Source organism: Rhodanobacteraceae bacterium, from assembly GCA_016713135.1.
Lineage (GTDB): Bacteria > Pseudomonadota > Gammaproteobacteria > Xanthomonadales > SZUA-5 > JADKFD01.
Genome location: JADJPR010000010.1, coordinates 99,635 through 114,560, shown reverse-complemented (window position 1 = coordinate 114,560; position 14,926 = coordinate 99,635). Strand labels below are relative to the sequence as shown.

Annotated in this window: 5 protein-coding genes; 2 read left to right on the top strand and 3 right to left on the bottom strand. The window is 70.0% G+C overall.

Annotated features, from left to right (window positions below; all coding sequences use genetic code 11):
- Positions 1–304: 304 nt before the first annotated feature.
- Positions 305–4,534: an alpha-2-macroglobulin family protein gene (locus IPK27_10555; protein MBK8068042.1), complete on the top strand. Its 4,230-nt coding sequence runs from the start codon at positions 305–307 to the stop codon at positions 4,532–4,534.
- Between the two features lie 99 nt (positions 4,535–4,633).
- Positions 4,634–7,180, top strand: coding sequence for a penicillin-binding protein 1C (pbpC, locus tag IPK27_10550; protein ID MBK8068041.1), 2,547 nt, complete (start codon positions 4,634–4,636; stop codon positions 7,178–7,180).
- A gap of 44 nt (positions 7,181–7,224) precedes the next feature.
- Here pbpC and IPK27_10545 read toward each other — a convergent pair whose 3' ends face one another.
- The 3 genes from IPK27_10545 to IPK27_10535 all read right to left on the bottom strand — a co-directional run bounded on the left by IPK27_10545 (position 7,225) and on the right by IPK27_10535 (position 14,669).
- Complete coding sequence (locus tag IPK27_10545) at positions 7,225–9,726, bottom strand: serine/threonine protein kinase (GenBank protein MBK8068040.1); 2,502 nt, start codon at positions 9,724–9,726, stop codon at positions 7,225–7,227.
- 733 nt (positions 9,727–10,459) lie between these two features.
- On the bottom strand, positions 10,460–12,055 hold the full coding sequence (locus tag IPK27_10540) for a serine/threonine protein kinase (protein MBK8068039.1): 1,596 nt from the start codon (positions 12,053–12,055) through the stop codon (positions 10,460–10,462).
- A gap of 295 nt (positions 12,056–12,350) precedes the next feature.
- The gene (locus IPK27_10535) at positions 12,351–14,669 is read right to left on the bottom strand and encodes a glycogen-debranching protein (GenBank protein MBK8068038.1); all 2,319 of its coding nucleotides are present in this window, start codon (positions 14,667–14,669) and stop codon (positions 12,351–12,353) included.
- Between the last annotated feature and the right edge of the window lie 257 nt (positions 14,670–14,926).

Sequence of the window (14,926 nt, the reverse complement as noted above, 5' to 3'; positions counted from 1 at the left end):
AGCGTGATCCCGCGTGAGGCACACCAGGGCCTGCCGGTGGTCAGCACTAATGTCGAGGCGGTCGATGTGGAGTTTCTGCGCGTGCGCCCGGAAAACCACGCGGGCTTCTTCCTCGGCTATCCGACCGAGTACAGCCGCTGGCCCGGCGTGCGCAGCCAGCGCAAGCGCGCCGGCGGCGATGTGCAGGAGGAATACGACTGGAAGAGCGAACTGGAGCGCATCGCCGATTTCTCCGACTCGGTCTACCAGCAGCGCTTTTCAGCTGGCGCATCCGCGCGACGAACGCGCGCTCAGCTACCTGCCGGTGCACCGCATCGAGGAGCTGCGCAAGCCGGGCGTCTACATGGCGGTGATGAAGCTGCCGAACCAGTTCCCGCACACCTGGCACACGGCCTTCTTCGTGGTCACCGACCTCGGCATCCACGCGCGCCGCTACGGCGACAAGGTCTGGGTGCACGCGGCCTCGCTGGAGACCGGCAAGCCGCTGGCGGGCACGCGCATCCAGGCACTCGGCGACGGCGGCAGCGACCTCGGCACTGCGGTCGCGGACGCCGACGGCAATGCCTGGCTGACGGTGTCGCCGCAAGCCAGTGCGAATGTCTCCGAGACCCCAACCGCGAACGACAGCACCGAACTGCTGCTGCTCAGCGCCGAGCACGACGGCGATATCGCGATGCTGCCGTTCAACCAGCCGGCGCTGGATCTGTCGGCGCTACCGGTCACCGGCCGCAGCCAGCAGCCCTTCGACATCCATGCCTGGGGCAGCCGCGACCTCTACCGGCCGGGCGAAACCCTGCGCACCCACCTGTTGCTGCGCGATCACGACGGCCACCTTCCGGCGAGCCAGCGCTCGCTGTTCGCCGAACTGGTCGATCCCGACGGCGAGAGCGTGAGCAAGACCGCGCTGGACCTGGCCGACGGCGGCTACGCGAGTTTCAGCCACCAGCTCGCCGATGGCGCCAAGACCGGTTTGTACAAGTTGCGGCTGTCGACCGACGGCAATGGCGAGAACGCGCCCTTCAACTTCGACATCCACGTCGAGGAGTTCCTGCCCGAACGCCTGAAGATCGACCTCGACAGTCCCCAGGCAGCGCTGACGCCGGGCGAATCGCTACTGATCGAGGCGACGTCCAGCTACCTCTACGGCGCACCCGCCAGCGGCAACCGCTTCGTCGCCTCGATGGTGCTGACGCCTGCGCTGCACCCGATCGCCGCGCATCCGGACTTTCACTTCGGCGACGCCAGCGCGCGCTTCGACAGCACGCCCACCGAAGTGCTCGATGCCACCTTCGACGACGCCGGCAAGGCGAGCACCTATGTCGACCTGTCGCAGGTGCCCGGCGACAAGGGCCCGATCGAGGTGAAGATCCTCGGCGAGGTCTCCGAGAGCGGCGGCCGCGCGGTCAACAAGGTGCTGAAGCGGGTGATCTGGCCGGCGCCGGTCCTGCTCGGTGTGCGCCCGCAGTTCGATGACGACAGCGCGCCCGGCGACTCCACCGCGAAGCTCGACGTGATCGCCGCCGATGCCGAGGGCAAGCGCCATGCGGTGGCCGGCGTGACCGTGCGCGTGCTGCGCGACTGGCGCGACTACAGCTGGTACTACCGCGACGACCGCAGCTTCGACGTCAGCATCATCAGCGCCACCACGCTGGTCGAGGAAAAGACCGTGGACCTCGCTGCCGACGGGCGCCCGTTCGAACTGGAAGTGCCGGTCAAATGGGGCGGCTACTGGGTCGAGCTGATCCACCCCGAGAGCGGTGTCGTGACGCGCTATCACTTCTCGGCCGGCTGGAGTTGGGGCGGCGACACCGAGATCGCGCGCGAGCCGCGCCCGGACCAGATCCGGATGGAACTCGACAAGGCCGCCTACCGCGTCGGCGACACCGCGAAGCTGACCCTGCACGCGCCCTACGCCGGCCCCGGTTTCGTCGTCGTCGAGAGCGCCGAGCAACTGTTCCACGCGCCGATCAAGGCGAGCCCGGAAGCCATGGTCGAGATCCCGATCGACGCGCGCTACGCCTCGCACGACATCTACATCAGCGCCGTGGTGCTGCGCCCGGACGGCAGCCGCGATGCGCTGGTCGCCTCGCGCGCGGTCGGCATGGCGCACCTGCCGCTGGACCGCAGCGAGCGCAGCATCGCGGTGGCGCTGGACGCGCCGAAGCTGACGCGCCCCGGACAGAGCATGCGCATGACCGTCGACGCCAGCGCGCTTGCCGGTCAGCGTGCGTACCTGGTGCTGACGGCGGTGGACGCCGGCATCACCAACATCACGCGTTATGAAGTGCCGGACCCGGCGGGCTTCTTCTTCGGCCGCCGCCGCTACGCCCTGGACCTGTACGACGTCTACGGGCGGATCGTCGAGAACTACGCTGGCGAGCGTGCAAAGCTCCGCTACGGTGGCGACGGCGAGTCGCCGCAACTGCCTGACATGCCGCGCGACAAGCTGGAAGTGGAGCTGATCGACCTCTATCGCGGCCCGCTGCTGCTCGACGCACAGGGCAAGGCCACCATCGAGATCCCCGCGCCGGACTTCGACGGCACCCTGAAGCTCACCGCGCTGGTATTCAGCGACGACCGCTTCGGCCGCGCGCAGTCCGAGGCCATCGTGCGCCAGGCGGTGGTCGCGCAGCTGTCCGCACCACGCGCGATGGCGCCCGGCGACCGCGCGACGCTTGCGCTCGACGTGCGCAACATGAGCGGCGCGAAGCAGGACATCGGCCTCGAGCTGGAGGCGAGCGGTGGCATCGCGCTGGTCGACCCGCCCGGCGCAGCATTGCCGCTGGCCGATGGCGCGAAGCAGACGCTGCTGGTGGGCCTCAATGCCGAGCGCATCGGCCCGGCGCAGATCGCCGCGACCGTCAGCTCGACCGAAGGCAGCGTCACTCGCGCGGTGTCGACCGTGGTGCGCCCGGCGTACGCGCCGACCCGGCGCATCGAGCAGCAGACGCTGACCGGCCCGGCCACGGCTCGGCCGCCCGCCTCGCTGGTCGCCGGCATGCTGCCGGGCGCGCGCATCTCCTTCACGGTCAGCAACCGGCCGCTGCTGCCGCTCGCCGGGGCCGCCATCGAGATCACCGAGAAACAATGGTGGTACCGCTACCTGAAGCTCAACGTCCAGCGCGGCTTCGCGCACCTGCTGCTCGACACGCCCGCGCGCGCACGTTTCGGCCTGCGCGTGCTCGACGACGCGCAGCGCCGCGCGCTGGTGCAATCGGCGATCGACGAGGCGCTGGCGGCGCAGACGCCGCTCGGCCACTTCAACATGTGGGGCAAGGACAGCTGGGTCGACACCCAGCTGACGCCCTACATCGCCGAATTCTGGATCCGCGCGCGCCAGGCCGGCTACCGGGTGGACGCCGACGCGCTGAACCGCACGCTCGATCGCATGCGCCAGGACCTGCAGAACGGCGGCAATGCCTACCTCGGGCGCGAGCACCATGAGGCGATCCGCTTCGCCAACAACGCCTACGCGGCCTGGGTCCTGAGCCTCAACAACGGCGCGCCGATCGGCACCCTGCGTACGCTCGCCAACGAGCGCGCGAAGGACAGCAAGACCATGCTGCCGCTGGTGCAGCTGGCGCTGGCGCTGCGCACCATGGGCGACGGCGCACTGGCTGAGCAGATGCTGGCGCTGGCCCTGAACGGCAATTGGGACAGCGCCTGGGGCATCGGCGACTACGGCTCCAGCGAGCGCGACCTCGCGTGGACCCAGGCGCTGCTGCTGGAGGCCGGCCTGATGTCGCCCGCATGGCAGCAGAAGCTGCTGCCGCTGTCGCGCAACCTGGCCGGGCGCAGCCGCGACGGGCGCTGGAAGGGCAGCTACCTCAACATCGACGAATCGCTCGCGCTGGTGCGCCTGGGCGTGCGTTTGCTGGGCGAACCCGGCGACCCGCTGGCCGGCCATTTTGACAGCGGCGAGTCGCGCCTGCCGATCCAGGCCGCACGCCAGTTCAGCACCGAGTTCGACGCCGATGTGCTCCCGAAGGTCGCGGCCACACTGGAGTCGGCCGGCACCCTGTACATCGAGTGGAACAGCGTCGGCTACGGCAAGACCGCGCCGCCCGCCGACCAGAGCCAGGTCGCCATCTCGCGCGAGTACTACACGCTGGACGGGACGCCGTTCACCGGCAACCACCTGAAGCAGGGCGACCGCCTGCTGGTGCATCTGCGGGTGCAGGCCGAGCGCGACATCCGCGACGCAGTGCTGGTCGACCTGCAGCCCGGCGGCCTGGAAGTGGAGAACCTGCACCTCGGCGACTTTGCCGAACTTGCCAACGTCAAGATCGAACAGCGCCCGGTGACCGACTGGGACTACGGCCAGGTGCTGCGCCGCCAGGAGTACAAGGACGACCGCTACCTCGCCGCCATCGACCTGCAGGCCTGGCACGGCGGCAACATCAACCTGTTCTACGTGGTCCGCGCGGTCACCCCGGGCGACTACATCGTGCCCCCGCCCTTCGTCGAGGACATGTACCGCCCGCAGGTGCGCGGCCAGGGCGAGGCGGTGATGGGGCGGCTGGTGGTGGAGTGAGGTGGGAGCCAAGAGTGGGGCAGGGGTCAGGGGTCAAGGGGCCTGTTTTGAGGCGCACTCTGACAATCTCGCGGATTGGTGCCCGCCAAGGCCCAGGGAATGCAAGCCTCCTCGCAGTCCGAACGCGCCGCCAACCGGGTCCCTTGCCCCCCGCCCCCTGCCCCGCTTTCGCACGCCTGGAGACATCGATCAGGGGGTAGGAGAACCGTCTTGGGGCGCAACCTGTTCTTTTCGTCGGTCGGTGCCGGCCAAGGCCACGAAATCCAAGCCGCCTCGCAGTTCGGACCCACCGCCAACCTGGTCCCTTGCCCCCCGCCCCCTGCCCCGCTTCCGCACGCCTGGAGACATCGGACCTTGGCGACGCTACGCCGACGCACGCGACTGGCCATCCTGGTCCTCGCGTCCATCCTGCTGGCACTCGCGCTCGACTGGCTGTTTCCGCCGCCGCTGCCGCGGCTGACGGACGATCTCAGCACGGTGGTGGTGGATCGTGCAGACCGGCCGCTGCGGGCGTTTCCGGCGCCGTCGGGGGCGTGGCGCTTCGCGGTGACCCAGGATGCGGTGGCGCCGGACTATTTCCGCGCGCTGTTCGCCTTCGAGGACCGCCATTTCTACCGCCACCCCGGGGTCAACCCGGCGGCGGTGGCGCGCGCGGCGGCGCAGGCGCTGTGGCACCGCGAGATCGTCAGCGGCGCCTCGACCCTGACCATGCAGGTGGCGCGGCTGATCGAGCCGCAGCCGCGCTCGCTGGCCGGCAAACTGCGCCAGATGTTCCGCGCGCTGCAACTTGAAGCACGCTTGTCCAAGCGTGAGATCCTCGACCTGTACCTGAACTACGCGCCCTTCGGCGGCACCGTCCAGGGCGTCGCCGCAGCCAGCCACGCCTACCTCGGCAAGCCGCCGTCCAGCCTCAGCCTGGCCGAGGCGGCGCTGCTGGTGGCACTGCCGCAGGCGCCGTCGCGGCTACGCCCGGATCGCCACCCCGAGGCCGCGCGCGCGGCGCGCGACAAGGTGCTCCGGCGCATGGCGGACCTCGGCGTGATCACGCCGGCGCAAGCCGCCGACGCGATGCGCGAACCTGTCGAATCGCGGCGCCTGGCGGTGCCGATGTGGGCGCCGCACCTGGCGCAGCGACTGCGCCGCGCGCAGCCGGGCGCCGCGGTGATCCGCAGCACCATCGACCTGGAACTGCAGATGGCAGCCGAGGCGCGTATGACCGAGTACGCCGATCGCCTCGATCCGCGGACCTCGGGCGCGCTGATGGTCATGGACCACCGCGATGGCGCGGTGCTCGCCTATGTCGGCGGTGTCGAGTTCGGCGACAGCCGCCGCGCCGGCCACCTCGACCTGGCGCGCGCGCAGCGCAGCCCCGGCTCGACCCTCAAGCCCTTCATCTACGGGCTGGCGCTGGACGAAGGCCTGATCCATTCGGAAAGCCTGCTGCTGGACGTGCCGCTCGACTTCCAGGACTACCGCCCGCAGAACTTCGACATGCGCTTCACCGGGCCGGCGGCCGCCAGCGAGGCCCTGAAGCGCTCGCTGAACCTGCCGGCGGTGCAGCTGCTGGACCGCGTGTCGCCCGAGCGCTTCGCCGCGAAGCTGGCGCACGTGGGGCTGCGCCTGGCAATGCCGGCGGGCGGCGTGCCGAACCTGAGCCTCGCGCTCGGCGGCGGCGCGACCACGCTGGAGGCGCTGGTCGGCGCGCACTCGGCGCTCGCACACGCCGGCGCCAGCCTGCGCCCACGCCTGCTGCGCGAGGAGCCGCCGCAGCAGCGGCGGATCCTCAGCGCCGGTGCCGCCTACATCGTGCGCCACATGCTGCGCGAGCGCGCGCACCCACACCTCAGCTGGAAAACCGGCACCAGTTACGGCTTCCGCGATGCCTGGGCGATCGGCAGCACGCCGGACTACAGCGCCGGCGTGTGGATCGGGCGCCCGGATGGCACACCGCTGCCGGGCGCGATGGGCGCCGACACCGCGCTGCCGCTGCTGCGCCAGCTGCTGCTCTCGCTGCCGCGACGCTCGCCGCGCGAGCAGCCACCGGCCGACGTGCGCGAGACCGAAGTCTGCTGGCCGCTGGGCCGCGCCGCAGCCGACACGCCCGCGACGCAATGCCTGCGCAAGCGGCGCGCATGGACCCTCGCCGGACGCACGCCGCCGACCCTCTCTGCGCCCGGTGAGATGGAGGGCTGGATGCCGCTGGTCGAGATCCGGGTCGACCCGCGCACACGCCTGCGCCTGACGCTGGGCTGCGCGGCAGACAGCGGCGAGCTGCAGCAAATCGCACGCTGGCCCCGCGAACTGGACGCCTGGCTGGCGCCGTCGCTGGCGCGCCGCCAGCAGTTGCCGCCGCGGCGGCCCGACTGCGCGCCGGATGGCCTGGACACACTCGATCCGCTGCGCATCGATGGCCTGCCCGACGGTGCCCACCTGCGCCGCCTGCCCGGCTCCCGAAACGGCCCGCGCGCGGCGCTGACGGTGCACGGCGCCAGCAGCAGCGTGCGTTGGTTGGTCAACGGGGAATACCAGGCGCTGCTGCCCGCCGAGCAACCCTTCGTGCACGCCTACGAGCAGCGCGGCCCGGTGGATGTGCTGGCGATTGCCGAGCACGGGCGATACGCGCGGCTGCGGTTGGTGGTGGATTGACGGCACGGGGCACGGGGCAGGGGGGGGGGGGGGGGGGGGGCACCCTACTGTCGCAAACGCCCGATCAACGCCTCCAGGTCCTTGCCTGCCTGGCCCTCGTACTCGACATTGCCGTCGGTCAGCGGCTGCAATTCTTCGGCCATCGCCAGCGCCTCGGCAGGACGCCCGGTTTGCTCCAGCACCCGCGCCCGACCATGCATGGCGCGCAGGGTCCATTGCGCGGGCTTGACCCCGGCGCGGCGCCATAGTTCGACCGCTTCGGTGTAGGCCTGCAAGGCATTGGTCGTGTCGCCAGCCTTTTCATAGGCGGACCCGGCGTTGTTCAACGTGTGCCCGAGGTCCGGATGGTCCTTGGGCAGCTTCTCGCGACGGATCGCGATCGCCTTTTCCAGCAGGGCGGCGGACTCTGCATGCCGGCCCTGGCGCCCGAGGCAGATCGCGATGTTGTTCAGGGAAACTGCCGTGCCGAGGTGCCCTACCCCGTAAATCCGCTCGTTGATCGCCAGCGCCTCGCGGAACAGCGGCTCGGCTTCGACCAGCTTCTGCGCACTCATCAGGGCGTAGGCGTGCGCGCCGACGATGGTGGCGAGGCGCGTCAGGGGCTGGTCCGGATCGGCCTTGGCGATGCGATACAGCGCGCCAGAGACCGCCAGCGCCTGGTCCGTGCGCTTCATCGCGCCGAGCAGGTAGACGTACATGCCGTTGGCCTGCACCGCCGCATCGTCGAGCGCCTGTCCGCGGCGCTGGAAACGCTCCACCAGCGCACCCAGCAGCTCGCTCGCCTCGTCCTTGCGATTCTGGTTCATCAGGTTGACCGCGGACAGGTAATCGAGCTGGTCGCCCAGTGCCGGATCCAGGCCGGGGTGGCGCGCCAGCCAGGCTCGCGCCTCGTCATAGCGCGCCCAGGAGTCATCGAAACGCCCCTGCTGGTTGAGTGCCACGCCCACACCCAGCAGGCCGCGCATCCGCGCGTGCGGGTCGTCGCCAGCCTCATCCAGCGCACGCTGCATCAGCGCCTGGCCCTGGGCGTAATCGCTGCGGCCAAGCTGTGCCTCGCCGAGGGCGTAGTACATCGCCGAGCGTGTCGCAGGCGCCAGGTCAGTCGCCAGCGCGATCTGTTCGACGCCCGCGCGCAAGAGCTCGCTGGCCGGTGGATCGCGCCCGTCGGTGTTGCCCGGATCGGCCTCGGCGAAGACCTTGGTCAGGAACTCGGACACGGCGCGCGCCTCGCGCCCCGCTCGCTCGGCGGCGTCGCGCTCCCGACGAGCGATGTCGGCCTGCCACAACGCCACTGCCAGGCCACCGATCAACCCCGCGAGCGCCAGCGCCGCCAGCCCGGTCGACAAGGCATGCCGCTGCAGGAAGCGCCGCGCACGGTAGCGCCAGTTTCCGCGGCGCGCGGCGACCGGCCGCTTTCCGAGGAAGCGCTCGATGTCATCCGCCAGGGCCGCGACTGAGGCATACCGCTCGGCCGGATCCTTGCGCAGTGCCTTCATGACGATGGCATCGAGATCGCCGCGCAACTGCGCCGCCAGACGGGGCGGGTCGAGGTCGCGCGCCCGCGCACGCTCGACGGCTGCCGGATCGGTCTGCGCCACGGCGCGCGAGGGACGCTCGGGCTCCTGGGTCAGGATCGCCTGCTCGTAAGCCGCAGGGGTCGATGCGGTCGGCGCGTGCGCGCGGCGCCCGGTCAGCAACTGGTACAGCAGCAGCCCGAGGGCGTAGACGTCCACCCCGGTGGTGGCCGGCTCGCCGCGCACCTGCTCGGGCGCGGCGTACTCGGGGGTGAAGGCGCGCAGCACCGACACGCCCGCATCGGCGCCCGGTTCGATCAGCTTGGCGATGCCGAAGTCGAGCAGTTTCACCCGGCCATCGCGGTCGACCAGGATGTTCGAAGGCTTCAGGTCGCGGTGCACCACCAGGCTGCGGTGGGCATGCGCCACCGCGGCGCAGACGTCCAGGAACAGCTCCAGGCGCGCCGCCAGCGACAGCTGCGCGCGGTCGCAGTGGTCGCCGATGCTGGCGCCGTCCACGTATTCGAGCACCAGGTAGGGCTTGCCGTCCGCGGACACGCCGCCGTCGAGCAGGCGCGCGATGTGCGGGTGGTTCAGTCCGGCGAGGATCTGGCGCTCGGCGCGGAAGCGTCGCAGCAACTCACCCGCGTCCCAGCCGGGATTGACCAGCTTGACCGCGGCCTGCTGCGCGTACTCGCCATCGTCGCGTTCGGCCAGCCAGACCGCGCCCATGCCGCCGCGGCCGATCTCGCGCACCAGGCGCCAGGGCCCGAGGCGTTTGCCTGCCAGTTCCTGACCCTGCCCTGCGCGCTCGCTGGCGGCCATGTCGCGGACCAGATCGGGCGCGACGGCGTCCATCGCCAGTGCCTGAGTCTCGGCCTTCGCGTCCGCATGCAGCAGCGCGTCCACCTCAGGCCGCAGTTCCGCATCGGCCGCGCACTGCGCGTCCAGCCAGGCCGGGCGCGCGGCTTCATCCAGAGCCAGCGCGCCTTCGAACAGTGTGCGGATACGTTGCCAGCGATGTGGATCCATGGGTGGCGGTGGCGGACGGGAGCAGAACCAAGATACACGCCAGCCACCGCGCCCAGGGGCCGCGCCTCAGCGCGCCGCGGTCGCGCGGTCTCCCGCCGGCGGCTCCCAGCCAGCCGGCGGCTCGGTCGGCAGCCCGCTCGCCGCCACCATTGCCGCCATCGCTGCCAGATCGCCCTGCGCGCGCCGGACTTCATCGTAGGGTTCGGCCGGGAACTGCGCGCGCTGCGCTGGCGTCAGGCCCCGCAGCGAATGCGCCAGCCACTCGCGGCGCAACTGTTGGGCCAGGATCTGCTGCTGCTCCGGCGACTGCGGCGCCAGTTTTGCCACGATGGTTGCCGCGATACCCGCGGTTGCCGGATCGCCTGCTTCGAGCGCCAGTCGCGATCCGACGCGAATGCAGTCGTCACTGACCTGCGGGTCGTCCGGCATCGCCGGGAATCCGGCCTGCGGATTGCACATCCGCACCACCGACGTAATCCAGAAGTAGGGCTGGGTCCACGCCGACAGGCTGGCAATGGTCAGGTCCACCGGCGCACCCGGGTGCAGGATTTCGGCCGGCACGGCCATCAGCGCCGGCGGCGCGATACCCGAGGCGCGGATGGCATCCAATTGCGCCGAGCGCGCATCGACCAGCCACAGACCGAACTGGTCGCGTTGGGCGGCCTCATGCAAGGCCGCGTAGGCCTCCGGCCCTTGGCGGCGGGCCGCCAGCAGCAACCAGGCCCAGGCGTCGTCAGGCGCCGCCTGCACCAGGCGCTCGGCGGCATCGGCCTGGGCGCACTGGTCCTGCATCGGACCCGCGCAATACAGCGCCGATACGCGCAGCGCCAGCGGGTGATCCGGAACGATCGCCAACGCACGGTCCAGCAACTGCTTGACGCGCAGCGGCTGGGCCAGCTTCGACTCCTCCTGCCAGGCGACGATGGCCGCCAGCGCCAGCGCATCGGCGCTGCCCTTGGCCTCCAGCGCCGCGATCACCTGCTGGCGGTAGCCCACGCCCATCACCTCGATCACATTGCGCAGCAGCATCTGCACCGGCCCCTGCGCCTGTGCATCCTTCAGCGCCCGCGCGAAGTCGCCGAGCACTGCCGCCTGGCGCGCGGGATCCTCCGGCAGGCGTTGCTGCAGCCACTCGATCACGGCCTGGGCGGCGCGCTGCTCGCGGCGCAGAGCGGCGACGCGCGGATCGGCGTTGGCTGGCTGGGCGCTGCCGACTGGCGACGGATCTCCTTGCAGTGAATGGGCGTACAGCCGGCCGCCGAGTTCGGCCGCGAGCAGGGCGCGCTCGCGCTGCTCGGCCTCGCCCTGCCGCGCGGCCTCCGACTGCTGCCCCAGCACGACACCGCTTGCGGCACCGAGGGTGATCGCGGCGAAGGCGACCGCCTGCGCCAGCGCGAGCTTCGGTTCGCGCCGGATCCAGCGGCGGGTGCGCTCGAGCCAGCCCGGGCGGCGCACGCTGACCTCGATGCCCGCCTCCACGCGGCGCAGGTCCGCCGCCAGCTCGCGCACGCTGGCGTAGCGGTCGCGCGGATCGAGCGCGAGGCACCGCGCAGACCGCGGCCAGGTCGCGGTCCACGCCGGCCTGCTCCAGCGGGCGGATCTGCCCGGCCAGGGCGCGCCGGATCAGGTCGGCGGAGGCGCCCTCGCCATGCGGCGACACGCCGGACAGGCTGCGGTAGAGCAGCGCACCCAGGGCATAGATGTCGGTGGCGACCGTCAGCCGGTACTGCTCGATCAGGATCTGCTCGGGCGCCATGTAAGCCGGCGTGCCGGACACCTCCTGCGCCTTGACGCCACCGTCCGCGTCCATCTGTCGCGCCAGGCCGAAGTCCGCCACCAGCGGCTCGCCGCGCGGGTCGATCAGGATGTTGGCCGGCTTGAGGTCGAGGTGCAGCAGGCCCAGGCGATGGGCGTAGTCCAGGGCCTCGCAGACCTTGATCATCAGCGCCAGCAGCTCCGCGCGGGGCGGCTTCTGCCGCTTCAGGCGGGCATCCAGGGTCTCGCCGTCGATCAGCGGCATCGAGAAGTAATGCACCTCGCCGACCGAGCCGACTTCGAACACCGGCACGATGTTCGGATGCACCAGCTTGGCCGCCGCGCGCGCCTCGCCGAGAAAACGCGCCACCTGCAGCGGATCGGCCATGCCGGCGGCGATGAACTTGAGCGCGACCTCGCGATCCAGGCTGCGCTGGCGCGCGCGGTAGACCACGCCCATTCCGCCACGGCCGAGTTCGGCCAGCAGCTCGTAATCGCCGAACTGGCGTTGGGCCGGATCGGAAAAATCCAGAACGGGCCAGTCCCAGGACTGACCGGCGACGCTGGAGGCCATCGCCACCCGCGCCAGCGAATACAGGTAGGAGGACTCGAGTTCAGCAGCTTTTGCAACGGTCTGGTGCGACAACGGAGGTCTCCGCGGTGGGTGTCATCCACACCGATACGGCCGGTGTGCGGATGATGACAGGGCCGGGAGAAGCAAGAGCGGGGCAAGGGTCAGGGGTCAGGGGACCGGCTTGGCGGGCAATGCCGGCCACCGAGGACGTGGGAACAGACCCAAACCGCGGCACAGCACGCAGGCGCACCGGTCCACACCCCTGCCCCTCGCCCCCTGCCCCCGCTCTTCCGCCCTACTTCGCAATCAACACCAGCAGCGAGCGCCCCTGCATGCCGTAGACGGTCCATTCGCCGCCGATCAGCGCCTCGCTGCCCGGGTTGACCACGGTGTTGGTGCCTTCGTTCCAGGTGGCGGTGTCGGTCACGCGGTACCACTGCTTGCCGGCGCCGGGCCACGGCAGGGTGAAGTTCACGTTGCCGCTCCAGCCGTTGTAGGCGATGTAGATCGCGCTGGTGCTGTCGCCGAACTCGGTGCCGTCGATGCGCCAGGCGATCGCATGGTTGCTGGCATTGGTGAAGTAGGCGGTGTCGGCGACGCCACCGTCGGGCTTGAACCAGCGCAACTGCTCCATCACGTTGCCATTGGTGTCGTTGCCGACGTAGAAGTTCTGCGGACGCAGCGCCGGATGCGCCTTGCGGAAGGCGATCAGGCGCTGGGTGTAGGTGCGGAAGTTGGTCTCGTGAGTGTCCCAGGACCAGTCCAGCCAGTTCGCCGCGGAATCCAGGTTGTAGGCATTGTTGTTGCCGAACTGGGTGCGCAGGAACTCATCGCCGCCATTGAACATCGGCACGCCGGCGGAGAGCAGCATGAAGGCCATGCCGGTGCGCGCGGCCTTGCGCTGGTCGAGGATGATCCCGCCCTGGTCCCAGCTGTGGTTGTTGTCGTCGCCGCCATCGGACGGGCCGTAGGGCCAGGCCTGATTGTTCTGCTTGCTGTTGTAGGCGTACAGGTCGCGCAGGGTGAAGCCGTCGTGCGCGGCCATGAAGTTGATCGAGTGCCAGGGCTTGCGGCCGTCGTCGCCATAAAGGTCAGACGATCCGGCAAAACGGCTGGCCAGTTCGCTGAGCAGCACGGTTTCGACGCCCAGCTGGTTCTGCTTCTTGCGCAGCGCGTCGCGGTACTTGCCGTTCCACTCGGCCCAGCGCCACGGGAAGCCGCCGACCTGGTAGCTGTTGCCGCCGATCGCCCAGGGCTCGGCGATCAGGTCGACGCCACTGCCGCCGGCATCCGGGCGCGGCGTGATCTCGTTGACGATGCGGTTCAGCGCGTTGGCGCTGTCCATCTTGTCGAAGTTGAAGCAGCCGTGCTGGCAGGTGTTGCCGAGCACGCTGGCGAGGTCGAAACGGTAGCCATCGAGGCCGAGGGTGTCGCGCCAGTAGGCCAGCGAGTCGACGATCAGGTTCTGCGCGATCGGATTCTTCGTGTTGTAGTTGCCGCCGACGCCGGTGTTGTCCCAGCTGTACTGCAGGTCCGCGGTCAGCGAGTAGTAGGTCGGGTTGTCGAGGCCGCGGAAGCTCTGGATGTTGTAGACCGTCAGGCCGTCGCTGCCGCCCCAGGCGCCGCCCTCGCCGGTGTGGTTGTAGACCACGTCGACGTAGACCTTGATGCCGGCGTCGTGGAAGGCCTTGACCATCGAACGGAACTCGCGGGTCGGGCCGCCCGGTGTCTTGTCGTAGCTGTAGCGGCGGTCCGGCGCGAAGTAGTTCAGGGTCATGTAGCCCCAGTAATTGTCGCCGGCGGTGGAGGCCACGTCGTCGTTGGTGTCGTTCTGGGTCTCCTGCACCGGCAGGAACTCGACCGCGGTGACGCCCAGGCTCGCCAGGTGCGCGGCCTTCAGCGCCGCGCCAGCGTAGGTGCCGCGCTGCGCCGCCGGCACACTGGTGTCGTTCCTGGTGAGCCCGCGGACATGCACTTCGTAGACGATGTCGTCTTTCAGCGCGCGGGTCGGCTTGGTGCCGAAGGAGTTGGTCGGCGGCGCGAGCACGATGCCCTTGGGCGCGCAGGGGCCCGAGTCCTTGGTGCGATGAGTGGCGCCGCTGGCGTAAATGGTGCCATCGGTGCAGCCGGCGCTGTTCGGATCGTGGCTCATCTCCACCGCATAGGGATCGAGCAGCAGCTTGTTCGGGTTGAAGCGGTTGCCCTGCGCATCGACGTCGCTGATGAAGCCGGTGCTGCTGCCCTTGACCCAGGCGCTGTTGTACGGCCAGTTCGGGCCCCAGGCGCGGTAGCCGTAGTAGACCGTGCCGGTCAGGCCGTAGCTGTTCTTGAGGGTGGCGACCGATGCCGTCTTCGACCACACGCTGGTGGCGGCATCCTTGGTGAGGGTGTAGCGGACGACCGGCTGTGCGCCCTTGGCGGTCTTGTAGATCCACACCTCGATGCGCGTGGCACGCGAGGAATAGACGCGGAAATTGATGTTGGCCTGGGTGGCGTCGTACTTCGCCCCGAGGTTGTGCGTGTTGATCGCCGCCGAGGCGACACCGCCCACGCAGAGCAGCAGGAACAGCAGGCAGGCGGCAACGGCGCCGCGCAGACGCAAGGTCTTGGTCATTGGATCCTCCCCAGGAATGTCGTGCACACCACTCGGGTATCCGTCCAACCCCCCGGCAGGACGGCGCAGCGGCGCGCGTTGCGAATTACACCGGGAAAACCGGCTGCTGGCTGAACCCCATGACCAATTGCAAACGTATGCACATCGAAATGCGCCCCGAAAGCCGACGAGCGGTAGGGTGTTGGGTCCGGTTGCCTGTAGTTGGTTGCTCCTGGCTGTCGTGGGAGCGGGCTCCGCCCGCGATCTTTGCTATCTCC

What these genes read in the sequence shown, in the direction of transcription:
- pbpC (MBK8068041.1), top strand. Translation starts at nt 4,634, where the DNA reads ATGCAAGCCTCCTCGCAGTCCGAACGCGCCGCCAACCGGGTCCCTTGC.
- IPK27_10545 (MBK8068040.1), bottom strand. Translation starts at nt 9,726, where the DNA reads ATGGATCCACATCGCTGGCAACGTATCCGCACACTGTTCGAAGGCGCG.
- IPK27_10540 (MBK8068039.1), bottom strand. Translation starts at nt 12,055, where the DNA reads ATGGCCTCCAGCGTCGCCGGTCAGTCCTGGGACTGGCCCGTTCTGGAT.
- IPK27_10535 (MBK8068038.1), bottom strand. Translation starts at nt 14,669, where the DNA reads ATGACCAAGACCTTGCGTCTGCGCGGCGCCGTTGCCGCCTGCCTGCTG.